The organism is Ruegeria sp. HKCCD6157, from assembly GCF_013110685.1.
Classification (GTDB): Bacteria; Pseudomonadota; Alphaproteobacteria; order Rhodobacterales; family Rhodobacteraceae; genus Ruegeria.
In genome coordinates this window covers 1,695,427-1,719,717 of sequence record NZ_WVRB01000001.1, presented here as the reverse complement: position 1 = coordinate 1,719,717, position 24,291 = coordinate 1,695,427, and the positions used below count along the sequence as shown (strand labels likewise).

The window sequence follows — 24,291 nt, the reverse complement described above, 5'->3', positions numbered from 1 at the left end:
GGAATGAAGATCATTGCCTGTTACAGCAACAAGGGCGGTGTTGGCAAAACCGCTACTTCGGTGAACCTGGCTTATTCCTATGCGGAGGCGGGGCAACAGGTGCTGTTGTGTGATCTCGACCCCCAGGGCGCTTCAGGGTTCTACTTTCGGGTGAAGCCATCAAAAAAGCTGAAGGATGCCCGGTTTTTCGAGGACGTGGAGCGGTTTATCAAGGCGATCCGGGCCAGTGATTTCGAAGGGCTGGACGTTCTGCCGGCGAACCTGACCTTTCGCGACTTCGACGTGTTCCTGTCGCGGATGCGAAACAAACGCTCGCGACTGAAAAAAGCTTTGATGGCCGCAGGCAGCGACTATGACGTGATCATTCTGGATTGCCCGCCCAACTTTTCGACTTTGTCCGAAAATGTCTTCAAAGCTGCCGATGAAATCGTCGTGCCGGTCATACCGACAACCCTGTCCGAGCGGAGTTTCGATCAGTTGGTAAGCTTTTTTGAACAACACAAGCTGCGCAAGAAAAAGCTGCGCGCCTTTTTTTCGATGGTGCAACACCGGAAGGTTTTGCATCAGGAAACCATGCAGGCGATGCGCAAGCTGTATCCGAAACGCTTTTTGCAGGCGGTGGTTCCTTTCGCAGCGGATATTGAAAAGATGGGTCAATATCGTGCCCCGGTCTGTACCTATGCCGGGCGCAGTGCGGCCTGTGCGTCTTACAGGGCGCTGTTTGAAGAGCTGGAAAACGGAGTGATTTCGAACCAATGAGCAAGGAAATCGAGCGCAAGTTTCTGGTTGCAAGCCTGCCGGACCTGAGCAAAGCGAAAAAAGCCGTCGTAAGGCAGGGTTATCTGACGGCCCCCGACGATTCCACCGAGCTGCGGCTGAGGCAAAAGAACGATGCGTATTTCCTGACCTTGAAAGGGGTTGGTGGTCTGGTCCGGGTAGAACGAGAGGCAGAGATCACTGCGCATCAGTTCGAAACCTTCTGGCCGGAAACCGAAGGGCGCAGGGTTGAAAAAGAGCGCTACACCGGCCATTTGCCGGATGGTTTGCTGTTCGAACTGGACGTCTTTTCAGGCGATCTGGCGCCGCTGCGCCTAGTCGAGGTAGAGTTCACCTCGGAGGCGCAGGCCAAAGGGTACGTGCCACCGGATTGGTTCGGTGCGGATGTCACCGCCGACACGCGATACAAGAACAAAACCATGGCGATATACGGCGTTCCGGATTAACGCAGCTGTGCCAGATTGATCGTGGTTTCCAGCCCGGGGTCGCAGTTCCGGGCGGCAAATTTTCCGCCGTGCATATGTGAGATTGCCGCCACCAGAGCCAGGCCCAAACCCGCATTCCGCTCCGTCCGCGCGGGGTCAAGTGTCACGAAGGGAAGCTGAAGGCGATCCAGTTCTTCAGGCGGCACGCCGGGGCCACGATCCCTGACGCTCAGTTGGGTGAAACCGTCGCGAGAACCGATCGAGATCGTGATTGCAGTATGTTCCGGCGCGTAACGCATTGCGTTTTCCAACAGATTGGAAAGAGCTTGCGACAGAAGCGGCCGGTGCCCTTGAATGGCAGGGGCAGACCCTTTGACTTCAAGCTGCACGCCTTGATCGGCGGCCACCGGATCATAAAGCTCGACAACATCGCCAACAAGTTGCTGCAAATCGATGGTTTCGAATTGTTCTCGTCCCAGACCGGCCTCGGCCCGAGAGATTTCGGTGAGCTGCCCCAGAACCCGCAGGACGTGGTCGATTTCACCCGTCGCCCGCGCAATGTCGATCTCGCGATCCAAGTCGGTTTTGTCGGGTTCAGAGAGGGCTTCGACCCTTTGCCGCAGACGAGACAAAGGCGAGCGAAGATCATGAGCAATCGAATTCGAGGTGGTCCGAAGGTTGCTTATCAACTCCTCGATCCGGTCAAGCATGTTGTTTAATGTGCCTGAAACCTGATCGAATTCGTCCCCAGTTCCGCGCAGCGGCATCCGTTTTGACAGGTCGCCTGAAACGATGTTCTCGGCCGTACTGGCGATATCCGAAAGGCGTGAAAACACCAAACGCGTGAACAACCAGCCGGTGATGACGCTCAGAACCAAAGCAATCCCAAGCGCCAACGCAACCGAGCGAAACAAAACCCTGTCGAATTGCTGGCGCGACGCTGCATCCCGTCCAACCAGCAGGCGCTCGCCGCCCGGAAGGCGGATGGATGCAGCTGAAACCGGCACAAGCTGATCATTGTCGGCCCGGCGCAATTCCAAGTCCACCCAACCGCTTCCAGCGGCAATGTTCACCGGCCAAGACTTGAGATTGCCGACAAGTTTGACCCCCAACCTGTCTGTCAAAAGATACAGCGCGTCCCGCTCGGCGGCACTTGGCAAACGGCGCTCAATTGCAGTGATCAAACCTATCAGCCCACGCCTTTCGTATTCATCCGCAAGCCCTGTCAACTCGGCTGATACGACCGAGCGGGTTTCGGCCTCGATGCTTCGATTGGCGGTCACATAGACGATGGCGAGTACAGACGCCGTCAGAATCGTGCTCAGAAACATGCTGGTTGCAACCAGCCTTGTGCGGGAATTGTTCAGGGAAAGCCGAAGGTTATCCATCGGACATCATGTAACCCGCTCCGCGGACGGTTTCAATCAATGGCGCGTCGCCGCCTTCGTCCAACTGGCGTCGCAACTTCGAAATATGCACGTCCACGACGTTGGTGTTTGGGTCAAAATGATAATCCCAAACCCCTTCAAGCAACATGGTGCGCGACACCACACGGTTTTTGCGGCGCAGGAAAAATTCGAGAATCTGAAACTCACGCGGTGTCAGGGTGATCTCGTGCCCGTCGCGTGTGACTTTGCGAGTCAACAAGTCCATCTGAAGGTCTTTGCAAGTCAATGTCGGCGTCTCTTCGGATTCCTGAGGGCGACGCAAAAGGGCTTCGATTCTGGCGTGCAACTCCTGAAACGAAAAAGGCTTGACCAGGTAGTCGTCAGCGCCCGAGCGCAGCCCTTTTACCCTTTCGTCCACGGCGCTCATCGCCGTCAGCATCAAAACCGGGGTTTTCAAACCGGCGGCCCGCATCGACTTGATCAGCGACAGCCCGTCCAGACCGGGCAGCATCCTGTCAAGAACAATGGCGTCAAACCCACCGTCCGTGGCATGGTACAACCCCTCACGACCGTCAGCAGCGGTTTCGACCACATACCCCTCTTCGCCAAAACCTTTGGCGATGAAGTCCCTGGTGTCAGCATCATCTTCGACGATCAACAGACGGCGGCTCATGGTCGGGATCCTTTCTTTTGATATTTAAACACAAATTTTAACTAAAGCATATGGTTAGAAGAAGTTCTTGCCGGGTGCTGGGCCGGCACCCGGCAAGCCCGGCGGATAGTGGACAACTCTGATCCGCCGGGTGAGGCGTGCGCCGAAAATCCCCATCAAGCGGCGCACGCATGTTCAAGGTCAGGCCAGTTCGACCGCGACAAAAATCTGGCTGCCGCCACGGTTGATCAGCACCAGGGCAGGATCGGTTTTTTCACTGTCCAGCGCAGCCTTCAAAGCATCCGGAGTGACAGTGTCCTGATTGCCGAGCTTGACGATCACATCGCCGCGTTGCAGGCCGGCCTTTGCCGCAGGGCTGTCGGGCTTCAGGTCGGTGACGACAACGCCCTCGACGGTTTCAGCAACACCATTTTCTGCCCGAACCGCTTCGGTCAGGGGGGCCACGGTCACACCCAGTGTTGTTCCCGCAACTTCCGCCTCGACCGGTTTGTCGGCCTCGGCCGATGCGGCCTGATGCTGGCCAACCGTCAAGGTCACAGTTTCCATCTTGCCGTCACGCAAAACGGTCAGAGTGCTGTCGGTGCCGACCTTGGTCGTGCCCACTAGGATGGGAAGGTCACCGCTGGACTCCACGGCATCGTCGTTGAAGCTCAGGATAACGTCTCCCTGCTTCAGGGCGCCGTCTGCTGGGCTGCCGGCAACCACGTCAGACACCAGCGCACCCGAGGAAGCCTCGATTCCCAACGCTGCCGCAAGTTGTGGGCTTACGTTCTGGATCGACACGCCCAGCCAACCGCGGCTCACCTGTCCGTCATCCCGCAGATCGGCCGCGATGTGTTCAACGATGTTCGACGTGACGGCAAATCCAAGCCCCACAGAACCACCGCTGGGCGAATAGATGGCCGAGTTCACACCGACCACTTCGCCATCCATGTTGAACAGGGGACCGCCCGAGTTGCCCTTGTTGATCGCTGCATCTGTCTGGATGAACTCGGCATAAGGGCCTTCCGAGATGTTGCGGCCTTTTGCCGAAACGATGCCCGTGGTCACGGTCGAACTGAGGCCGAAGGGGTTGCCGATGGCGACCACGTCTTCACCTACGCGGATCTCGTCACTGTCGCCAAGCTCCACGGCTTGCAGGTCAGTTCCTGCGTCGATTTTCAGAACCGCGATATCCGTCAACGGGTCCGTTCCGACCACTTCGGCTTCGAAGGTACGGTCATCGCTGAGCCTTACGGTCACGGTCGAGGCATTGTCGACGACATGGTGATTGGTGACAATGTATCCGGCTTCGTCCAGAACAAATCCCGAACCCAGGCCCTGAGACGGGCCGCGTTGCGGCATGTTGAACCCTTCGGGGCCGCCGAAGCGTTTGAAGAATTCACCAAAAGGGTGTCCTTCGAAGTCAAAGTTTTGCCCCTGGGTTGGGGTCGGCGCTGTATCTTGTTCAGCGATGATGGTTACGACCGAGGGTGAAACGGTCTCAACCAGATCGGCCAATGCCTGGTCCGCCATGGACGGTATAGCCGTCGTTGCCAGTAGGGCCGCGCCGAGCGCGCTGACACCCACCCAGTTGGAAGTGCGAGGAAGTAGAAGCGAGGATTTGCGGATGCTCATTTGTGTCTCCTGATTATCGTCGCGCAGTTGCGGCTGCGCGTTGAGACAACAGTTGCATGCTCAGAATTGGCGTTTCCTGACTGATCAATTAATAAATCTTAATTTTGCCACAAAGCCGGTGTTGGGTTGCGGTCGACGTCGATCGGGATTCGCGGAATTTCACCGATCCGCACCAGAGCGAATCGGAGGATTGTTGCTAAAAATGGCGTCAAACTTTCAAAAATATTGAATTTGTTTTGTTTTGTTGACAATCATCCTTCCGAATGATGGAGAAAAAAGCTGCTCTTCCAATGGTTGTGGGTGGGTCTGTGTGAGGCATGGCTTGACACACTAAAAATCTTATTGAGTGCGGATATCGGTGAATAAGTTTGCGCTTAATCACGAATCGCTACCCCTTCCGAATTTGAAGAGTCTCCTTTAAGTTGATCCTAGTCTCGCGCGATGTTGCGTAAAAGCCATTCGTAGAAGACCCAAATTAACCATTCCTTCCAATTTTACGTTGTTTCGAGCGATCGGATAAGTGAGGATGAAGGTGCCCAAGTGAGGGGAGCCAAAAGCGCTAGGGGGCGCTGGCGGCTAACTCGATCACCAAAAGTGATAGCGGCGTGTTAACGAGGGGGTCTTGTTTAGGTTTGGCTGTTTGGGAGTCGGAGTGTTTCTGAAAGCACACTGGCCACACTTTGGAGATTGAGCAAAGTGGTAGTCCTGTTTTGGGCACCGGCCCGGTCGATAAGACCGGGCCGTGTTTGTTCAGGGGGCATGTTTTTTGCGCCAGGCCCTCCAGTCACCCGGGGTATCCAGATCCAAAAGTGCGTTTCGGCCGGGCAGCGGATGCAGATGAACAAAGTCTTTATGCTCCCGCACGATCTCTTGTGCACCGTCGTCCCCCTGCAACTGTGACAGTTGACCAAAAAGGGATCTGTCAAACACCACCGGATGACCGGGCTTTCCATCCTCGGTTGTACCACGCCAGATCAGGTAGTCGGGATGGGTTAGTCGCGCTTTCAGGATTGTTGCCAGGTCAGCCTGAGTCAGATCGGGCAGATCGGCCAGCAAAACCATCGCGGCGGATGAATCCGGCGGCAGTTTTTGGATTGCGGCGCGCAAACTGGCGTTCATGCCTTCTGCCGCATCCCGGACCGGAACGATCTGGACATCCATGCCATCAAGTGCGCCATATCTGGGATTTGGTTCAGGGGGCAGGGCGACAATCACAGGACCCACGGCGGAGGCTGTGCGTGCCGAGCGGGCTAGTAACGGAATGCCGTTGATCGGCTGCATCAATTTGTCGATGCCGCCCATGCGGCTGGATTGACCCGCTGCCAAAAGGATAATGGGTATTTCGGTCATTTCGGTACAATGCCGTGGGCCCGAGCGCGAGTCATCCCCTCATTCGGGCGCCATCTGCGTCAAACAAGGGCGTCGAGATGACCTTTGCCTTGCGCATCTGGCCCAGTATTTCGATCTTGACTCCAAGCCCGTCTGCTGCGCGTTCGGTTGGCAGAAAGCCGATGGCGACGGACTTGCGGGCATAATGCGAATAACCGCCCGAGGTGCAAAAGCCCACGACAGTGCCATCCAGCCAGATCGGTTCATAGGCGTTCACGTCGGCGTCGTCTGCGTCGACCTCGAAGGCCACCAACCTGCGCGCGGGGCCGTTGGCACGTTCTGCCTCGGCGGCGGCGCGGCCGATGAAATCAGCGGGCTTGTTGAAGGCGATGAAGCGGTCGAGCCCGGTTTCGGCGGGGGTGTAATCGGGCGAGAACTCGCGCATCCACGAGCCGAAGAACTTGTCGAGCCGCAGGCTCATCATCGCGCGCATCCCGAAGGGGGTGATGCCGTGCGGCTGACCGGCCTGCCACAGGGTCCACCAAAGCTGGCGCTGCGCCATCGGATCGCAGTAGATCTCGAACCCCAGGTCGCCGGTATAGCTGACCCGCTGCACGATGCAGTCGGTCATGCCCACGACCATGCGGCGCACGCCCATGAAGCGCATGCCGCTGATATCGGCGCGGGTGCAGGCGGCCAGAACCTCGTGGGCCTTGGGGCCGGCGATCTGGAAGCCGTTGCGGCGGTCAGAGATGTTTTCAACGGTTGCGCCGTCTTCCTGATGTTGCTGAAACCAGCGCATGTGGAAGTTCTGCGCACCATATGAGGCGGTGAGTTGGAATTCCTCCTCGCCCAGGCAGGACACGGTGAAATCCCCGATCAGCTTGCCCTTGGGCGACAGCATCGGGGTCAGTGACAGGCGGCCCGGGGCGGGGATGCGCCCGGCCATGATCCGATCCAGCCAGTCGCGGGCGCGCGGACCTGTCACAAGGTATTTGCCGAAATTGTGCACCTCGTTGATGCCGACGCCCCCGCGCACGGCGCGCACCTCGCGGCCCGTTGCCGCAAACGCGTCCGAGCGGCGGAAGGACGGGGTTTCATAGCCAGGTTCGCCCGCTTGCGCGAAATAGTTGGCGACCTCGAGCCCGTATTGCTGGCCCCAGACCGCGCCCAGATCGCTGAAGATGTCATACATCGTCGTGGTGCGGTTGGGCCGCGCGGCGGGCAGTTCCTCGTTGGGGTAGGCGACAGAGAAGCGTTTCTGATAGTTCTCGATCACCTTGGGGCGGGTGTATCCGGGGGTGATCCAGTCGCCGAAGCGGGCCACGTCCATGGCAAAGACGTCGCGCTCGGGCTCGCCCTCGATCATCCATTGCGCCAGCGTCAGGCCGACGCCGCCGCCCTGGCTGAACCCGGCCATCACGCCGCAGGCCGACCAGTAGTTGCGCACGCCCGGCACCGGCCCGACCAGCGGGTTGCCGTCGGGGGCAAAGGTGAAGGGGCCGTGGATCACAGACTTCACGCCCGCTTCGGCCAGAACCGGGAAGCGGCGATAGGCGAACTCGATACTGTCGGTGATCTTGTCGAAATCGTCGGGCAGCAGCTCATGCCCGAACTCCCACGGCGTGCCGTCCACGGCCCAGGGCTTGCAGGGCTGTTCGTAGAAACCGATGCACAGGCCGCGCCCTTCCTGCCGCAGATAGCTCTCGCCGGCCGGGTCCATGACGTGCGGATGTTCGCCGCCCGCGTCGATGATCGCCTCGATTTCGGGGATGTTGTCGGTGACGAGGTATTGGTGCTCCATCGGGTGCAGCGGGAAGTAGATACCCGCCATCGCGCCCACCTCGCGCGCCCAGAGGCCGCCGGCGTTGACGATATGCTCGGCGTGGGTGGTGCCCTTGTCGGTCACAACGTCCCATGTGCCGTCGGGGCGCTGGTTGGTCTCGCGCACCATGCAGTGGGTCTCGATCGTGGCTCCGCCCATGCGCGCGGCCTTGGCATAGGCGTGGGTCGTGCCCGAGGGGTCGAGGTGCCCGTCCAGCGGATCATAGAGCGCGCCGATGATGCCGTCGGTGTTGGTGATGGGGGCGATATTCTTGATCTCGTCGGGGCCGACGATCTCGGTTTCCAGCCCCATGAAGCGGTGCTTGGCGCGTTCGGCCAGCAGCATGTCGAACCGGTCCTGGTTGTCGGCCAAGGTAATGCCGCCCACATGGTGCAGCCCGCAAGACATGCCAGTGATCTCTTCCAACTCCTTGTACAGCCGGATGGTATAGCCTTGCAGTGCGGCCATGTTGGTGTCGCCGTTCAGCGTATGAAACCCGCCCGCCGCGTGCCATGTAGATCCGCTGGTCAGTTCGGACCGCTCCAGCAGCATCACGTCGGACCAGCCCAGCTTGGTCAGGTGATAGAGCACCGAACAACCGACGACGCCGCCCCCGATGACGGCAACCTGACAGGTGGTTTTCACAGTGTTCCTCCCCATGACTTTGGAAAAAACTGTCGAGCCGATGGGGATATTACTCGTCTGTTAGCGACAACAAGTGTCGCATGTCATCTATTGCGCCGGCTTTGGAATTGCACAGCCTTCTCGCGCAGCTAAAGTGCGTCGATACTTGTAACCGAGGGCAAACAAACAGGCAGCCTGCGCCTCGTTCAGCACGACATCGCCCGGTGGTTATTCGGCCTCGAAGGCCGCTTTTTCACTTTATTACACGGCTGCAACAAAGTCGGTGTGATCAAACTGGCCCATCGCGCCCAACTCCGTGCTTGGGCCGGACAGTGCGATGATCGGAATATCCGCGCCCGGTTCAGCGCAATTGGGTCGTACGGTTGACGACAGGCGCTTGGGCAGCGCGCGGAACATTTCAAAAAAATTGCAGGCGCTACAGGGGGCGCACTTTCAGTCCGGTGATGCGGTTGCCTTCACGCGCCGTGACCTCGAACCGGAAACCGTGGAACGAAAACACCTGACCGACGTCAGGGATCATCTGGGCCTCGTGAATCACAAGACCGGCCAGCGTGTTCGCTTCGTCATCCGGCAGAGACCAGTCCAGTGCCCTGTTGGCATCCCGGATCGTCATGGAACCTTCAACCAGATACTGGCCATCTTCGGTGCGTGTTACCGGAACCTCTTCGTCTATGTCGAACTCATCGGCAATCTCGCCCACGATTTCTTCAAGAATATCTTCAAGCGTGATCAGGCCTCGCAGTGACCCATATTCATCCACAACCAATGCAAAATGGCTGTGCATGCGCAGGAATTCCCGCATCTGGTCGTCCAGCGTCGTGGTTTCGGGCACAAAGTAAGGGTCGTTTGCCACCTTTCCGATGTCAAAGCTTGCCAAACGGTCGGTCCCGCCGTCGCTGCTGCCTGCCTGCGCATACATGGCGCGAAAGAGGTCCTTGGCGTGGACAACACCCACGATGTTTTCCGGCTCGTCCCGGAACACAGGCAGACGGGTGTGGGGGCTTTGCAGACATTGTTTCAGGATTTCCTCGGGGGCGGCATTGGCGTCGATCATCTCGATATTCGAGCGGTGCAACATGATCTCTTCCACCGTCCGGTCGCCCAGATCCAGCGCACCCAAGATGCGGTCGCGGTCTTCCTTTTCGACCACGCCTTCGGAATGACCAAGTTGCAAGGCGCCGGCAATCTCTTCGCGTACAGCCAGAATGTTGCTGTCGGGGTCGATCTGCACGCCGAACAGGCGCAACACACCGCGCACTAACAGCCGCACCGCGGCCACAATGGGTGAAAACACCGTCACGACGACGCTGATGATCGGCGCGACAGCCGCCGCGGCCTTTTCGGAATTGGTGATGGCGTAGGTCTTGGGCAGCACTTCGGCAAAGATCAGCACCAGCAAAGTCATGACCAGGGTCGCCAACGCCACGCCGCTTTCGCCGAACAAACGGGTGAACAAGGCCGTCGCCAGCGAGGCCGCCAGGATGTTGACAAGGTTGTTACCCAGAAGAACCGAGCCGATCAGGCGTTCATTGTCATCGGTGATTTCCAGCGCCTTTTTCGCGCCCCGTGATCCCTTGTCGGCCTGCGCCCGCAGTTTTCCGCGAGAAGAGGCTGTAAGTGCCGTTTCCGAACCCGAGAAAAAGCCGGACAAAACGAGCAACAAGAGGATCGCGCCTGACGTAAACCAGAATGCGCTGTCGATCAGAGAAGATGAGGGTTCCATTGGTCCTTGGTGGGTTAGGGTGACGCATCCGTTATGGGGATGCCGCGCTGCTGGATCAAGGGCTTAGCCCCGGTCTTCGTCAGGGTCTTTGCTCAGCGGGTGGTGTTGCAACACCAGTTCCGACAGCCGTTCATCCAGAACATGAGTATAAATCTCGGTCGTTGCAACGTCGGCGTGACCCAACAAGGTCTGGATCGAACGCAGATCAGCGCCGTTGGCCAGCAGATGCGTGGCAAAGGCATGGCGCAGGGTATGCGGGGTGACTTTCTCGGGCGAAACGCCACCCTGAACGGCCAGTTCCTTGACCAGCAGAAAAAACCTGTGCCGCGTCAGGTGGCCGGACTTGCCGCGCGACGGAAACAGAAAACGAGACCTTTGACCGCCTTTCTCGACGGTCTGGTCTTCGGCTTCGTCCCGCGCGGTCAACCAGGCAGCCAAAGCATCCCGCGCCGGTGGGGACAGGGGCACCATGCGTTCCTTGCCGCCTTTGCCCATCACCAGCAGCATACGCGGATCGCCACGGGCCGAGGAAACGGGCAGGGACACAAGTTCGGTCACACGCATCCCGGTGGCGTAGAGAACTTCCATCAAACAGGTATTGCGTACGCGATCAGCCTTGCTGCGCCCGGTTTGTCGGGCGGCTGCCAGAAGACGGTCGACTTCGGGCACGTCCAGCGTTTTGGGCAGTCGCTTCTGCCGCCCCGGACCTTTGATCTGGATGGCGGGGTTCGTCTCGCTCCAGCCTTCCTCGAACGCAAAGCGGTACAGCTGTTTTATCGCCGACAATCGCCGCGCGCGGGTGGAACGTGATAAGCCCTGTGCCTGGCAGTCGATCAGATAGGCCTCGATCTGATCACGATCTGCCTGATCGAATCCGGATCCCATGCGCTGCAACCAGGACGCAAAGTCTTTCAGATCGCGCCCATAGGCCAGCAAGGTATTTGTCGCCGCGCCAAGTTCCGCTGCCTGGGCCTGTAGAAAGGTCGAAATCCATAGCTCATTTGTCGCCGGAATTGCCATCTTCAACGCTCTTGCAGGATCAACAGGCTCAGCGCGGCACGCCGCGCGGTGTCTTCCAGGCCCACGCGTCGGAAGGTTGCAATTGCTGCGGTCAGATCCACCAGATTGCCCCGTGCACCATGCGCAAACAGCTGCATGGCTTCCAGTATGGCTTCACCAAGCTGACCGTTGTCCAGTAAGGCGCCAATGTCGTTGGGTACGGGTGCCGCCCATGCAAACGCCTGAGAAACCGCGTCCGCCAACGGAGAAGGAGAAACCGCCCGCCCCGGATCACCCTGCGCCAGCGCCGCAAGAAACAGGGTATCGATCGAGTTGTCCGGTGCTGATTGCGCAGCCTGTTCGTACAGGCCAGACAGCATCAAAATGCGCCAGCGCAGGTTTTCAGTCGCCGGCACCGACAGCGAAACCTTCGACAGACGCTCGGCGAACAATTCGGCGAAGGGCACTTCAAGCCCGACGCTGCGCATCTGCTGCCAGACTAGTGGCAGCGTTTTTCCGATGGCTTCAGCGTTTCGCGTATCCAATGCGCTTTCAAATCGTTGGATGGCCGCGACCCGATCCCAAACTGCGCCGGACGCTGCCGGGGACCTTTCGGTATAAAGTCCAAGCAATTGATTGGGCGTCAAAGCGCCAATGCGTGTAAGCCGTTCGGCGGCTTCGATCTGCGCTTTCCATCCGGCCACATCCCGAAGATCCGCGTTGGCGAAAGCGCGTGGCAACGAGGCGGAAGGAAGCCGCTCTCCGATCGCTTCGAACAGTCGGAAAATCAGCGGGTCAGGGTTTTCAGGTTGGGGCAGATAAGCCGCGCCTTCATAGAGTTCAGGGCCTAGAAAACGATCTAGAACCGCCAGCTCTTCCGGTGGCAGGATGTCCAGGGCATGCGCTGCCTCAAGCGTCAACGCTGCCGATGCCCAATCTCCGCGTCGGGCTTTGCAGAACACTTGCGCGGCGTAGTCCTTTGACAGATGCGGTTCGGCGACAAGGGCGGTGCAGCTGCGATCCTCATCACCGGTCAGCAGTGTTGCGTCAAACCAGCGCTGAAACCGATCCTGTGTATCTGTCGGCCCGGCCAGTTGAACCAGCGATTGCACGGGATCAGCCGCGCCCAGTTGCATCAGACGGTCCAGCCGCGCCAGCAGCATAATCTCTTGCGCATCAGGGCCCGCCGGTGCCCGGGTTTCCGACAGAAGCAATGTAAACAACAGGCGTTGCATGGCCGGGTTGTCGCGCACGGGCGTCTTCGCGATCAGCTCCGCCAGCCGGTTCGCATCGCTGCCTTGCCACAAATCCACGGGCAAACCGGTGACGGATGATGCGACCAGGCCCAAAGGTTGCGACAACGCTTCAAGCGGCGTGACCTCAATTTCGGGCAATCCGCCGTTCTGTGCCACCGGCGGTTCCAACAATACGGTTCCGGGCAGGTTTTCCGGCGGATCCGCAAGCCACTCGATCGCGGATAACGGGGTCTGCGCATGTGCCGATCCCGCCAGAAAGACCGCCAACAGCGCCTGTTTAGTTGACATCCAATACGACCGGTTCGCGGATTTCACTTTGAGGCGCAGAAAAATCCGCGCCAAAGAATGGGCCAACATAGGCGTAGGCGACCAGCCCAATGAATACCAGGCAAAGAACATATATCAGGAATTTGATCAGTCGGCCCATGGCCCCACGCTGCCTCAATTTTTGATTTTGGCCAAGTTATAACTGGCATTTTTCCCAAGATCACGTCATTCACGTTTAAATGAGCGAAATTAAGCATAACACACATTCAACAGACACACAGGGTGGTTTTGATCTGCACAAAACCGTGGTTCTGGTGGGGATGATGGGGGCTGGCAAAACTGCGGTGGGTCGCGCGTTGGCCGCACGTCTGGGTGTTCCGTTTCTGGACAGCGATGCCGAGATCGAATCAGCCGCCAACATGACCATTCCTGAAATCTTTGAGCGTGACGGCGAACCTTTCTTTCGCACCAAGGAATCGCAGGTCATCGGGCGCTTGCTGGATGAACAAAAAGGCATTCTTTCAACGGGTGGGGGGGCGTTTCTCCAGCCGGAAAACCGTCGCATCATCGCCGAAAAGGGCGCTGCCGTCTGGCTGCGCGCGGATCTGAATGTTCTGTGGAACCGTGTGCGCCACAAAGACACCCGTCCTCTGCTGCGCACCGACGATCCCTATGCGACGCTGAAATCCCTCTACGAGGCCCGCGTGCCGGTTTATGCTGAGGCCGATCTGACAGTGGATTCGGATGGCGAGACCTCGATCGAAAATATGGTAGGCCGCGTTGTCGACGCTCTGTTGGCGCGCCCTGATGTTTTGGAACTCAAATAAATGCACCAAACAGTACATGTGGACCTGGGTGACCGATCCTATGATGTTGAAATCGGTCCGGATCTTCTGACGCGGGCAGGGGGCTGGATATCACCACTTCTGGCCCGGCCAAAAGTCGCGGTTTTGACGGATGAAAACGTGGCCGGTCTGCATCTTGAGGCGCTGCGCGCCGGGCTGAATGCCGCGGGGATCGAGATGACCGCGCTGGCGCTGCCCGCCGGAGAGGCAACCAAAAGCTGGCCGCATTTCGAGCGCGCTGTCGAGTGGCTGCTCGCAGAAAAAGTCGAACGCCGGGATGTCGTCGTGGCCTTGGGGGGCGGCGTCATCGGAGATCTGGCAGGCTTTGCAGCGGCGGTTCTGCGGCGCGGTGTTCGCTTTGTGCAGATTCCAACGTCACTGCTGGCGCAAGTGGACAGCTCGGTCGGTGGAAAGACCGGGATCAACGCACCACAGGGGAAAAACCTGATCGGCGCGTTTCATCAACCCTCGCTGGTTCTGGCGGACACCTCTGTTCTGGGGACCATGACCCAAAGAGACTTCTTGTCAGGCTATGGCGAGGTCGTGAAATACGGATTGCTTGGCGATACGAAATTCTTTGATTGGCTTGAGGTACACGGGCCAAGCGTTTCCTCGGGTGACATGGCGGCCCGTGTGCATGCGGTGACGCGCTCGGTGCAAATGAAGGCCGACATCGTCGCGCGGGATGAAACCGAACAAGGTGACAGGGCTCATCTCAATCTGGGTCACACGTTCTGCCACGCCCTGGAGGCCGCGACGGGTTATTCCGACCGCCTTCTGCATGGCGAAGGTGTGGCAATTGGCTGCGCGCTGGCGTTTGAGTTGTCATCGCGCCTGGGTTTGTGTTCGCAAGAGGACCCAAGCCGGGTGCGCGCGCATTTGCGCGCGATGGGGATGAAGACGGATCTGGCCGATATTCCGGGCGAATTGCCAAGCGCCGAGGCGCTGGTGGATCTTATGGGACAGGACAAGAAAGTCGTGGATGGCCAGCTTCGGTTTATTCTGGCGCGTGGGATCGGAGAAGCGTTCGTGACCTCAGATGTGCCGAAAGATGCGGTTCTTTCGGTCCTGTCGGATGCGCTTGCCACGGCTTGACCTGAAGGCCTAGCGCCCCTGAATGACCATCAGTTCACCGATGTTCTCGCGCGTGATGTAACCCATCATGCGACCACCCCGAGTGACCACAGCAATGGCCGGAGCGCCGTTGTGCAAGTGCTCCAGAACGGTCTCGAGCCCGGTGGTAAGCGAAACTGCGGGGACCGCCGCGTCCATGATCGACGTGGCGGGCGCTGATCTGGGTTGGTCACTTGCCAGCGCAGCAAACAGCCGTTCACGCGTGACGAATCCCAACAGGGCCTGGCTTGAGTCCAATACAGGGAATTCGTGCTGAGTGGTGTGAATCACGGCTTGCGCCGCGGTACTCAGCGTATCGTCGGGGGAAAGCGCGTGAAACTCGGTGATCATCGCGTCCCGGGCCAGTACCCGGCGCGCTGCGGAGCGCAGGGCGACGTCCTGGCTTTCGGCGTTGGCGGCGATGAACACGAATACGGCGATGAGCACCAGAAACGGGTTGCCTGAACTCAGCCCCAAAAAACCCAGACCCACCGCAACGATCTGACCTCCGACCGCAGCCACGCGTGTTGCTTTGACGCGGTCCATGCGCAGGCACAGAAGGGCGCGGAATACGCGCCCTCCGTCCATGGGGAAGGCCGGGATCATGTTGAATACGGCCAGCAGCAGGTTGATGTAGGCCAGCCTGTTCAGAAACCCGATACCCGGTGAATCGATCTGGGAAAGCGTCTCGATCGGCACTCCTGCTCCGAAGGCGACCAGTATGACCCAGATCACGATGTTCACCGCCGGACCTGCAAGTGCTACAAGCACTTCTTGCATCGGTTTTTCCGGCATCCTTTCAAGCCGGGCCAACCCACCGATCGGCAACAATGTTATGTCTGGGGTCTTGATTCCAAAGCGTCGCGCCATGAGGGCATGACCGAATTCGTGCGCGACCACACAGGCAAACAAGGCCAGAACAAACAACAGGTTGTCTATGGCGGCCGGCAGGCCACCGGCGGAATAGGCGGCAAAGCCTACCCAGGCCAGAAGCAGGAAAAACGTGACATGGACCCTCAGTTCGGACCCGAGCAACCGGCCGAGAGAAAAGGACCATGTCATGTCGTGTCTCCGAATTTTCTAGAACGGAATCTCGTCGTCGTCGATTCCACCCGATGCCGGTGCCGGGGAACTGGACGGACCGCCGTAAGGATCTCCGTACCCGCTGCCACCGGCTTGGCCGCCGCCGTAACCACCGCCGCTGCCGCCGCCTTCGCCGCGGCTGTCGAGCAAGGTCAATTCACCGCGGTAGGGGCGCAGAACAACCTCGGTTGTATAACGGTCTTGCCCGGACTGATCCTGCCATTTTCGGGTTTCCAGCTGGCCTTCGATATAAACCTTGCTGCCTTTGCGCAGGTATTGCTCTGCAATACGGGCCAGCGGTTCCGAGAAGATTGCGACCGAGTGCCATTCCGTGCGTTCGCGGCGTTCGCCCGTGTTGCGGTCTTTCCAGTTCTCTGACGTGGCAATGCGCAGATTGCAAACCTTTCCGCCGTTCTGGAACGACCGGACCTCGGGGTCGCGGCCAAGATTACCTACCAGAATGACCTTGTTGACTGAACCCGCCATGTAATTCCTCGTTCTGTTTTCGCTTATGTGCGCCGAATCTGGCGCGACTTGTTTCGTGAGACCCTATACGGCCTGCATCATGGATGAAAACAGTAGATACAACAGTGTTGGGCAAGAGTCTTACTTTGGTCTTTACCAAGCTTTTATTTTTTGTGGGAATACCTATAATCCGACTGGTTTCTTATCGAGCAGGATAGGCATTGATGCGTTCTTGGGTTGCTGGGTTTTCTGTTGTCTGCCTTGTGCTGGCCGTTTTGCCTGTGCAGGCGCAAACTCTATCTACCAAAAGCCGCAAGGATATCTTCCTCAAGCAGTCCAAGATTCTGGATTCCCGTGCGGCGACGCAGTATCGCGACTCCGCGAGGTTGAAACCCAAGACATCCCGTGCGCATACCGGCAAGCGATATACTGGCAAGTATCGCGGCCAGTATCTGGATCTGGCGAAACAGGCTGCCCGCCTTCACAACATTCCCGAAGACTTGTTCCTGCGCCTTGTTCAGCAGGAAAGCGGATGGAACCCGCACGCGAAGTCTCACAAGGGTGCTCTGGGATTGGCGCAATTGATGCCTCAGACCGCCGAGCTTCTGGGGGTCAACCCGCATGACCCCAAGCAGAATCTCGAAGGTGGGGCCAGATACCTGTCCTGGCAGTATCGCAAGTTCAAATCCTGGCCACTGGCTTTGGCCGCCTACAATGCCGGCCCAAAAGCGGTGGAAAAGCATGGCGGCATACCGCCATACAAGGAAACCCAGAACTACGTGAAGGTAATCTGGGGCGGTTAAACCCGATGCCGCGGCGCAGAACGTCCGGTTCTTGATCAGGCTCAACCAGTCCAACTAATCTGAAAGGGTATCGTCCAGTAACTGGTGAGGTCTCCTCATGCCTGCTGACCACCCTGAGATTCCGCAAGAAACGCTGGCCAACTGGCAGCAACTGGTTGATCTGGTCGCGGAATTGGCGGATGTCCCCGCAAGCCTGATCATGAAAACCGACGCACCGGATCACGCGGTGCTGATCACTTCGGATCATCCCGAAAACCCGTATCCGGTTGGTTTGAGTTTCCAGTTGAATCCCAAACTTTATTGTCAGGGCGTCCTGCAGCGGGACGGAGAGCTGGTGGTTGAGGATGCAGCCTGCGATCCGGATTGGGCCGACAATGACGATCTGGAACATGGGATGACATTTTACATCGGCCTGCCGCTGAAATGGCCCGATGGATCGGTGTTCGGAACGATTTGTGTTCTGGATCGAAAGCAGAACCGGCGTGCCTTGTTGTTCCGCGAAGGGTTGGCGCAGTTCGCACGCATGGTCGAGTCGGATTTGGCTTTGTTGCAAGAGGTTTACCTGCGCCGCGCGCTGGAAGAGAAGCTCAACGAAACACTGGCGCAGCTTGAAACCCGTGTCGCGGATCGCACCCGTGAATTGCAGGAAACCAACACGGCGCTGCGCGTCCTGCTGTCCAGTCTGGATGACGAACGCAAAGGCCGCGATCACGAAATTGTCGAACAGGTGCGCGGTCGAGTTCTGCCCTATTTGGAAAAGGTTCGAACGCAGCTTTCCGGGGACGAAGCGCAGTATGTCTATCTTGAGTTGGCCGAGAAGAACCTGAACGAGATCACGGCTTCATTGTCGGACAAACTGACGGATGCGTTTGCAGCAATGACCCCGACCGAGATCGAGATTGCGCAGATGGTCATGTTTGGAAAAACAACCAAGGACATCGCCAAGGCCCTGTCCCGAGAAACATCGACAATCGATTTTCACCGCAACAACATTCGCCGCAAGCTGGGCCTTGAAGGGCGCAGCCAGAACCTACGCAGTCATTTGCTCTCGATTTCGTGAACACGGAATATGGGGTTTTCCCCCATATTCCGCCCCTATTTTTTCGGTCTGAGCCAAGATGCCTTGGCTTGTTACCTTTGTTTGGGACGTGCGGAAAACCTGCACATGTCCAACAGAGAGGTACACAAAAATGGATCGCAAAGATCTGAAACCAACCATCCTGAACGGGGACAAGGATCATCTGGCGCCGGGGCTGTCCCGCCGGTCTTTCTTTATGGCGGCGGGGGCTGTCGGTGTCGGCGCGACTGCTTCCGTACTGGGCGCAAGATCGGCTCAGGCGCAGTCTCAGGCGTGGCTACAGCCGGGCAACAACAACCATGTGATCGATCTGCAAGGCGCAACGGGTCAGGCCAGCACCGGGACGGTTGGCATCGACTATTATGGTCATTGTGCGATCAAGATCACCTCGCCCAATGGCGCAACAGTGCTGTTTGATCCCTGGCGCGATGATCCGTCGGGCGCATGGGGGCTTTGGTTCCGCAACGAATTCCCGCAAGTCCCGGTGGATATCACCCTGTCGACCCATGCCCATTTTGATCACGATGCGATTGAACGCCCAAGTTCGACCATGGTGCTGGACCGCATGGTGGGCAATTTCGAGTTTGCAGACATCAAGATCACCGGTTTTGCCGACAAGCACGCCTGCGTCGCGCCGGGATGGTATGATTGGACCAATGCGCTGGCCGAGTTCGGCGTGGAAGCCTGCCCGCCGAACAACGTGGGCCACATGGATATGGTCGTCTATCTGGTCGAGACCGGCGGCATTCGAACGCTGATCTGGGGCGACAACCGCCACAACCCGCCACAGGAGTTCTGGGACGCGATCGGACGGGTGGATGTTCTGACGCTGCCGGTCGATGGCTCGGAACATATCCTCAGCTTCGATCAGGGCAACGACATCGTATCCAAGCTCAAGCCCAAGGTGATCATCCCCACACATTACCTGAATGAGGTCACATCCTATACGTTGACCACTCTGCAATCTGCCGACGACTGGGTGAAGGGGCAGCAGAGCTACAAGATGCTTGACAGTGCCAGCCTTCAGCTTGAAGCCGGTGACATTGCCGGAATGAACCAGGAATTCATGCATTTTGGCAACAACGTCATGACCGGCTGACGAATTACCGGGGTCGCCACTCACGCCACTCCCAAGCGCCGCCTGTCTCCCCAAGAAACCACGGCGCCAAAAGAAAGGGCCGGTCCCTGACCGGCCCTTTTTCAAGGTTCAGAAACGGGTTTACTCCGCTGCGACTTTGATCACCGGCTCCATCCGGGCCAGAATATCTTCGGCCAGGTGGCATTTGATCTGGTGCCCATCAGCCAGCGTCTGCACCGGCGGCACATGGGATTCGCACCGACCGTCAGGCACCTCGGATTTCCATCGGCAACGCGTCTGGAACGGACAGCCTGGTGGCGGGTTCATGGCCGAAGGAATATCGCCTTCCAGAACGATATGCTGCTTTTCGATCGAGGTATCCGCAATCGGAACCGCGCTCAGCAGCGCCTCGGTATAGGGGTGATAGGGCGGGGCAAAGACCTGATCCGTGGTGCCCAATTCCACGACATGGCCCAGATACATCACCATAACCCGGTCACTGAGGTAACGCACGATGGACAAATCGTGGCTGATGAACAACAGAGTGGTCTTGTGCTGTCGCTGTATCTCCATCAAAAGATCCGTCACGGCAGCTTGAACCGACACATCCAGCGCCGAGACGGGTTCGTCCGCCACAACGATACGCGCATCGCCGGCAAAGGCGCGCGCGATACCCACGCGCTGTTTCTGCCCGCCGGACAGCTGTCGCGGCATCCTGTCTGCAAAGGCGCGCGGCAGCTTCACCAGATCAAGCAGTTCCAGCATCCGCTTCTTTCGCTCGGCTTCAGAGTTTCCGACACCGAAGATTTCAAGCGCCCGGATGATCTGACGGCCAACGGTCATCGATGGATTCAGCGTGTCGAACGGGTTCTGGAAAACCATCTGAACTTCGCCGATCGTCTTGGCATCGCGTTCTTCGATGGGCACCTGTTCGATGTTGCGGTTGTCCAGCAGGATCTGCCCGTCTGTAGCCGTCTCCAATCCCATAAGGACCTTGGCGAAGGTGGACTTGCCGCAGCCGGATTCCCCCACGATGGCCAGTGTCTCGGATTCGTGCGCCTCGAAGCTTAGCGTTTCGTTGGCCTTCACAACCTTCTTCTCACCGCCGCCAAACAAGGCATTTGCCGCAACCTCGTAATATTTCTTGAGGTTGTCCATTTTCAGAACCGTTCGGCCAATCTCACCCTTTTCTTTCTGATCGGCCAGCGCAAGTGGGGCGTTCCAGTCGATTTCCTGGAATTTAAGGCAGCGGGTGTGGTGCCGGTCATTTCCCGGAACGGCCTCCATCAGGATTTCCTTCGCGTCACAGCGCCCCTCTTCGAAATAGTCGCACCGCGGTCCAAAGTTGCAACCCGGAGGCCGCTCGTGGGGCAATGGGAAGTTCCCCGGAATAGCCACCAGCGGACGCGTGTTCTTGTCAGCCCCCGGCAGCGGGATCGAACGGAACAGCGCCTGTGTATAAGGGTGCTGCATCTCGTCGAACACATCCTTGATCGAGCCACGCTCGACCGCTTCACCCGAATACATGACGCAAAGACGGTCGCAGGTTTCCAGAACCAGCCCGAGGTTGTGCGAGATAAACAACATCGAGGTGCCGTATTTCTTGCCCAGATCCTTGACCAGTTCGACCACGGCGGCCTCGACGGTCACGTCCAAAGCCGTTGTCGGCTCGTCCAGGATCAACAGCGCCGGTTTCGACATCAGCGCCATTGCAATCACGATCCGCTGTTGCTGACCACCCGACAGTTGGTGCGGAAACGAATTCAACATCCGCTCGGGGTCTGGCAGGCGAACATCCGTCACCACTTCCAGCGCACGGGAATAAGCCTCTTCCTGACTTACCCCCTCGTGGATCATCGGCACTTCCATTAATTGTTTGCCGATCTTCATCGCCGGATTCAGCGATGCCATCGGTTCCTGATAGATCATCGCGATTTCATTGCCGCGAATGTCGCGCAACTCTTCGGCCGACATCTCTGCCAGATCGCGCCCCTTGAATTTTATCGTGCCTCCGACGATGCGACCGTTCTTGCCAAGATCCTGCATCACGCCCAGTGCCACGGTCGATTTGCCACAACCGGATTCACCAACCAGCCCCACGGCTTCGCCGGGCTCTACGCTGACCGAGAAATCCATCACGGCGGGGATTTCCCGCAGGCGGGTAAAGAATGAGATGGACAGCTTGTCGATCTCCAGGATCGGGCCGTCATAATCCGCCATTTTGCTCATTTTGCTTACTCCTCACCAAATGCGGGGATCCCCTTCATCTGGCCAAAAATATCCCGGGGGGTCCGGGGGGCTGGCCCCCCGGCCTCGATCACATCAGTCCTTCAGGCTTTCCTCGCGAAGACCGTCAGCCAGCAGGTTCAGACCAAGAACCAGCGACAGCAGGGCAAAGGCAGGAGGAAGGGCAGGGTGCAGGTAGATCGACAGCAGCTTGCGCCCCTCGTTGATCGTGGATCCCCAGTCCGGGCTTTCCGGCGGAAGGCCCAGTCCGAAGAAGCCCAAAGTCCCCAGAAGAATGGTGGTGTACCCGATGCGCAGACAGAAATCGACGATCAGAGGGCCACGGGCGTTGGGCAGGATTTCCCAAAGCATGATGTACCACGGCCCTTCGCCGCGTGTCTGGGCCGCAGCCACGTAATCGCGGGTTTTGATGTCCAGCGCCAAGCCGCGCACGATACGGAAGACCGTGGGCGAGTTGACGAACACCACCGAGACGAACACCACCAGAATACCGCCGGGGATATCGAACAGGTCCAGATAGGTCGGCAGACCCCAGATCCGGTAGGCCTCGGTATTGATGATGTAGCCACCGGTCGAAATCAGCGACAGATACAGCCAGATCGCAACACCCAGAACACCGATAAGCAATGGCGTGCGGAAATTCGGGCGCGTGTAATAGCGCGAATTCAGCAATACGCCGATGAACAGGATCGGGAACACGAACAACACGGCCGCCATGTAGTTCGGCACCCCGGTTGCCACGATTTCCGGCGTCACCAGCAGGTAGAACAGCAGGATCACCGGGAAGGCGAGGATCAGGTTGGCGAGGAAGGACAGGAACGTATCAAAACGGCCCCCATAGTAACCGGCGGGAAGCCCCAGCGTAATGCCGACCATAAAGGCGAACATCGTTGCCAGCGGTGCAATCTGCACCACAACCCAGGCCCCCTTGACCATCCGGCTGAATACGTCTCGCGCCAGATTGTCACCGCCCAGAAGATACCAAGCATACTCGCCGTCCTCCAGATTAGGCAGAGGCGTTCCCGGCACTTTGTTCTTCATGCCAGATATCTGTGTCAGCGGGTCATGGGTTACGATCAGATCAAGCGCGCCGAAGATGCCGGTAAAAACCCAGAACATCACAAGGCCAAAGCCGATCATTCCGATGGGACTGTCATACAGTTTGCCGTACAACCCCAACCGTCGTTTGAAGGCGATGGACATGGCGAACATGATGATCAGCGCGACCCATACAGGCAGGAATTGCTGGGAAATGGCGCCGATGATCCCTGCGCCAGTGCCCATCAGGATGCCCAGCACCAGATAAGCCACGGCCAATCCCACGCTGGCAAGGAAACTGTAATGCAGCACAAGCTGGATCAATCCACGGACACCGCCGCCAGAACTGACGGATCCATCCGGATTCACGACAATCTGCTGTTCAGGCAAAAAAATACTGGCGATGATCCAGACCAGGATCGACAGCAAAAGTACTGCCAGTGCAATCATCAGCAGCGGGTTCAGGAAGGCGATAGAGCCGGTCCAGGTTAGTGGTTCCATAATCTCACCCTCCTTATGAAATGCGAATGCGCGGGTTGAGGTAAACGTAGCCGATATCCGAGATCAGCTGCGTTATCAGAACCACGAAGACCGACACGACCGAGATCGCCAGCAGAAGCTGGATGTCGTTGTTGCCAGCGGCCTGAACTAGCGCCCAGCCGAAACCCTTGTAGTTGAACAGGGTTTCAACAATCACCACGCCGTTCAGCAGCCATGGGAACTGCAGCATGATAACCGTGAACGGCGCGATCAACGCGTTGCGCAAGGCGTGTTTCATGACGATGTTCGGGAACGAGACACCCTTCAGCCGTGCGGTCCGAATGTATTGCGCCGTCATCACTTCGGTCATCGAAGCGCGGGTCATCCGGGCGATATAGCCCATACCGTACAGCGCAATGGTGAGAACCGGCAGGAAGAAGTTCTCGAATGTCGGGTTCTCCATCGCTTGCGTCGCGGTTCCCTTGAACCATTTCAGCCCCACGGTGGACGAGGTGAAGATCGCGATGAAGATAACGCCCGATACGTATTCCGGTGTCGCTGTCGTGATGATTGAGAAGGTCGACAATGATCGATCGAGGGCTGATCCCTCTCGCATCCCGGCCAGTACACCAACGATCAGGGCGGAAGGCACCATCAGGACCAAAACCCAGAACATCAGGTAACCTGTGTTGCCCAAGCGCTTGCCAACGATGGTTCCGACTTCTTCCTTGAAAACGGTTGAGTATCCCCAATCGCCCTGAAGAACACCACAATATCTTGCCGTGTCCTCTGCCGTCGAACCGGGTCTTGTGCAGGTTCCCACGAACTGGCCATCTTCCAGTGTATTCTGGAACCCGGGCATCACGCCCAACCATTGGCCGTACTTCACGAGTGTCGGCTGCAAGTAGCCGCGGTTTTCCAACCAGGCTTCGACCTGCTCATCCGACATACGCTGGTTGCCCTGCGTTTTCGCCAGCTTTTCAAGGTTCGGGTATAGGTTGGTCAGGAAAAAGACGACGAATGTCAGACATAATGCCGTAAGCAGCATCACTCCGAACCGTCGTAGGATAAATAGTCCCATGGTGGCCCCTGTTGTTCAGGTATTCCGCAGATCATTGGACCATTTTCTGGCCTCGG

21 protein-coding genes are annotated in these 24,291 nt (G+C 58.1%); 7 read left to right on the top strand and 14 right to left on the bottom strand.

The window, feature by feature from the left end:
* Positions 1-3: 3 nt before the first annotated feature.
* Both GS612_RS08270 and GS612_RS08265 read left to right on the top strand, forming a co-directional pair.
* A complete protein-coding gene (locus tag GS612_RS08270) occupies positions 4-759 on the top strand; it encodes a ParA family protein (protein ID WP_171639641.1) in 756 nt (251 codons plus the stop codon).
* Positions 756-1,223: a CYTH domain-containing protein gene (locus GS612_RS08265; RefSeq protein WP_171639640.1), complete on the top strand. Its 468-nt coding sequence runs from the start codon at positions 756-758 to the stop codon at positions 1,221-1,223. The genes GS612_RS08270 and GS612_RS08265 overlap by 4 nt, the downstream gene beginning before the upstream one ends.
* On the opposite strand, the gene GS612_RS08260 is transcribed toward GS612_RS08265, so the two are convergent.
* The 9 genes from GS612_RS08260 to GS612_RS08220 form a co-directional block, all read right to left on the bottom strand.
* Entirely contained in the window at positions 1,220-2,590 is a 1,371-nt protein-coding gene (locus GS612_RS08260) for an ATP-binding protein (protein ID WP_171639639.1), read from the bottom strand. The genes GS612_RS08265 and GS612_RS08260 overlap by 4 nt on opposite strands.
* Positions 2,583-3,263: a response regulator transcription factor gene (locus GS612_RS08255; protein ID WP_152457754.1), complete on the bottom strand. Its 681-nt coding sequence runs from the start codon at positions 3,261-3,263 to the stop codon at positions 2,583-2,585. Before GS612_RS08255 ends, GS612_RS08260 begins: the two co-directional genes overlap by 8 nt.
* A 180-nt stretch (positions 3,264-3,443) precedes the next feature.
* Positions 3,444-4,880, bottom strand: coding sequence for a DegQ family serine endoprotease (locus GS612_RS08250; RefSeq protein ID WP_171639638.1), 1,437 nt, complete (start codon positions 4,878-4,880; stop codon positions 3,444-3,446).
* A 750-nt stretch (positions 4,881-5,630) separates the two neighbouring features.
* Entirely contained in the window at positions 5,631-6,230 is a 600-nt protein-coding gene (locus GS612_RS08245) for an NTP transferase domain-containing protein (protein ID WP_171639637.1), read from the bottom strand.
* Between the two features lie 31 nt (positions 6,231-6,261).
* A complete protein-coding gene (locus tag GS612_RS08240) occupies positions 6,262-8,679 on the bottom strand; it encodes an FAD-dependent oxidoreductase (protein WP_171639636.1) in 2,418 nt (805 codons plus the stop codon).
* Positions 8,680-8,919: 240 nt separating this feature from the next.
* Positions 8,920-9,075 carry a hypothetical protein gene (locus GS612_RS08235; RefSeq protein ID WP_171639635.1) on the bottom strand — a complete coding sequence of 52 codons (156 nt, stop codon included), beginning with the start codon at positions 9,073-9,075 and terminating at the stop codon, positions 8,920-8,922.
* A gap of 19 nt (positions 9,076-9,094) precedes the next feature.
* Positions 9,095-10,402: an HlyC/CorC family transporter gene (locus tag GS612_RS08230; protein ID WP_171639634.1), complete on the bottom strand. Its 1,308-nt coding sequence runs from the start codon at positions 10,400-10,402 to the stop codon at positions 9,095-9,097.
* A gap of 63 nt (positions 10,403-10,465) precedes the next feature.
* Positions 10,466-11,422 (bottom strand): site-specific tyrosine recombinase XerD, encoded by a 957-nt coding sequence (locus GS612_RS08225; RefSeq protein ID WP_171168470.1) that lies wholly within the window; start codon positions 11,420-11,422, stop codon positions 10,466-10,468.
* Between the two features lie 2 nt (positions 11,423-11,424).
* Positions 11,425-12,945: a hypothetical protein gene (locus GS612_RS08220; protein WP_171639633.1), complete on the bottom strand. Its 1,521-nt coding sequence runs from the start codon at positions 12,943-12,945 to the stop codon at positions 11,425-11,427.
* 218 nt (positions 12,946-13,163) lie between these two features.
* On the opposite strand from GS612_RS08220, the gene GS612_RS08210 reads away from it, so the two are divergent.
* Together GS612_RS08210 and aroB are read left to right on the top strand one after the other, a co-directional pair.
* Positions 13,164-13,751, top strand: a complete 588-nt coding sequence (locus tag GS612_RS08210) for a shikimate kinase (protein ID WP_152457761.1) — start codon at positions 13,164-13,166, stop codon at positions 13,749-13,751.
* Positions 13,752-14,864, top strand: coding sequence for a 3-dehydroquinate synthase (gene aroB / locus GS612_RS08205; RefSeq protein ID WP_171639632.1), 1,113 nt, complete (start codon positions 13,752-13,754; stop codon positions 14,862-14,864).
* A gap of 9 nt (positions 14,865-14,873) precedes the next feature.
* On the opposite strand, the gene GS612_RS08200 is transcribed toward aroB, so the two are convergent.
* Positions 14,874-15,944: a site-2 protease family protein gene (locus tag GS612_RS08200; RefSeq protein ID WP_171639631.1), complete on the bottom strand. Its 1,071-nt coding sequence runs from the start codon at positions 15,942-15,944 to the stop codon at positions 14,874-14,876.
* A gap of 18 nt (positions 15,945-15,962) precedes the next feature.
* Positions 15,963-16,451, bottom strand: a complete 489-nt coding sequence (ssb, locus tag GS612_RS08195; RefSeq protein WP_152457764.1) for a single-stranded DNA-binding protein — start codon at positions 16,449-16,451, stop codon at positions 15,963-15,965.
* 203 nt (positions 16,452-16,654) lie between these two features.
* On the opposite strand from ssb, the gene GS612_RS08190 reads away from it, so the two are divergent.
* The 3 genes from GS612_RS08190 (at position 16,655) to GS612_RS08180 (ending at position 19,410) form a co-directional block, all read left to right on the top strand.
* Positions 16,655-17,233, top strand: coding sequence for a lytic transglycosylase domain-containing protein (locus GS612_RS08190; protein WP_152457765.1), 579 nt, complete (start codon positions 16,655-16,657; stop codon positions 17,231-17,233).
* Between the two features lie 97 nt (positions 17,234-17,330).
* Positions 17,331-18,293 (top strand): LuxR C-terminal-related transcriptional regulator, encoded by a 963-nt coding sequence (locus GS612_RS08185; protein ID WP_171116283.1) that lies wholly within the window; start codon positions 17,331-17,333, stop codon positions 18,291-18,293.
* A 130-nt stretch (positions 18,294-18,423) separates the two neighbouring features.
* Positions 18,424-19,410, top strand: coding sequence for an MBL fold metallo-hydrolase (locus GS612_RS08180; protein ID WP_171639630.1), 987 nt, complete (start codon positions 18,424-18,426; stop codon positions 19,408-19,410).
* A gap of 120 nt (positions 19,411-19,530) precedes the next feature.
* Here GS612_RS08180 and GS612_RS08175 read toward each other — a convergent pair whose 3' ends face one another.
* The 3 genes from GS612_RS08175 to GS612_RS08165 form a co-directional block, all read right to left on the bottom strand.
* Complete coding sequence (locus GS612_RS08175) at positions 19,531-21,618, bottom strand: ABC transporter ATP-binding protein (protein WP_152457768.1); 2,088 nt, start codon at positions 21,616-21,618, stop codon at positions 19,531-19,533.
* 93 nt (positions 21,619-21,711) lie between these two features.
* Complete coding sequence (locus GS612_RS08170) at positions 21,712-23,175, bottom strand: ABC transporter permease (protein ID WP_171639629.1); 1,464 nt, start codon at positions 23,173-23,175, stop codon at positions 21,712-21,714.
* Between the two features lie 13 nt (positions 23,176-23,188).
* On the bottom strand, positions 23,189-24,235 hold the full coding sequence (locus GS612_RS08165; protein ID WP_152457770.1) for an ABC transporter permease: 1,047 nt from the start codon (positions 24,233-24,235) through the stop codon (positions 23,189-23,191).
* Between the last annotated feature and the right edge of the window lie 56 nt (positions 24,236-24,291).

Bases quoted from the DNA above. Each gene is read 5' to 3' on its own strand.
- GS612_RS08270 (WP_171639641.1), top strand. From the start codon at position 4: ATGAAGATCATTGCCTGTTACAGCAACAAGGGCGGTGTTGGCAAAACC.
- GS612_RS08265 (WP_171639640.1), top strand. From the start codon at position 756: ATGAGCAAGGAAATCGAGCGCAAGTTTCTGGTTGCAAGCCTGCCGGAC.
- GS612_RS08260 (WP_171639639.1), bottom strand. From the start codon at position 2,590: ATGGATAACCTTCGGCTTTCCCTGAACAATTCCCGCACAAGGCTGGTT.
- GS612_RS08255 (WP_152457754.1), bottom strand. From the start codon at position 3,263: ATGAGCCGCCGTCTGTTGATCGTCGAAGATGATGCTGACACCAGGGAC.
- GS612_RS08250 (WP_171639638.1), bottom strand. From the start codon at position 4,880: ATGAGCATCCGCAAATCCTCGCTTCTACTTCCTCGCACTTCCAACTGG.
- GS612_RS08245 (WP_171639637.1), bottom strand. From the start codon at position 6,230: ATGACCGAAATACCCATTATCCTTTTGGCAGCGGGTCAATCCAGCCGC.
- GS612_RS08235 (WP_171639635.1), bottom strand. From the start codon at position 9,075: ATGTTCCGCGCGCTGCCCAAGCGCCTGTCGTCAACCGTACGACCCAAT.
- GS612_RS08230 (WP_171639634.1), bottom strand. From the start codon at position 10,402: ATGGAACCCTCATCTTCTCTGATCGACAGCGCATTCTGGTTTACGTCA.
- GS612_RS08225 (WP_171168470.1), bottom strand. From the start codon at position 11,422: ATGGCAATTCCGGCGACAAATGAGCTATGGATTTCGACCTTTCTACAG.
- GS612_RS08220 (WP_171639633.1), bottom strand. From the start codon at position 12,945: ATGTCAACTAAACAGGCGCTGTTGGCGGTCTTTCTGGCGGGATCGGCA.
- GS612_RS08210 (WP_152457761.1), top strand. From the start codon at position 13,164: ATGAGCGAAATTAAGCATAACACACATTCAACAGACACACAGGGTGGT.
- aroB (WP_171639632.1), top strand. From the start codon at position 13,752: ATGCACCAAACAGTACATGTGGACCTGGGTGACCGATCCTATGATGTT.
- GS612_RS08200 (WP_171639631.1), bottom strand. From the start codon at position 15,944: ATGACATGGTCCTTTTCTCTCGGCCGGTTGCTCGGGTCCGAACTGAGG.
- ssb (WP_152457764.1), bottom strand. From the start codon at position 16,451: ATGGCGGGTTCAGTCAACAAGGTCATTCTGGTAGGTAATCTTGGCCGC.
- GS612_RS08190 (WP_152457765.1), top strand. From the start codon at position 16,655: ATGCGTTCTTGGGTTGCTGGGTTTTCTGTTGTCTGCCTTGTGCTGGCC.
- GS612_RS08185 (WP_171116283.1), top strand. From the start codon at position 17,331: ATGCCTGCTGACCACCCTGAGATTCCGCAAGAAACGCTGGCCAACTGG.
- GS612_RS08180 (WP_171639630.1), top strand. From the start codon at position 18,424: ATGGATCGCAAAGATCTGAAACCAACCATCCTGAACGGGGACAAGGAT.
- GS612_RS08175 (WP_152457768.1), bottom strand. From the start codon at position 21,618: ATGAGCAAAATGGCGGATTATGACGGCCCGATCCTGGAGATCGACAAG.
- GS612_RS08170 (WP_171639629.1), bottom strand. From the start codon at position 23,175: ATGGAACCACTAACCTGGACCGGCTCTATCGCCTTCCTGAACCCGCTG.
- GS612_RS08165 (WP_152457770.1), bottom strand. From the start codon at position 24,235: ATGGGACTATTTATCCTACGACGGTTCGGAGTGATGCTGCTTACGGCA.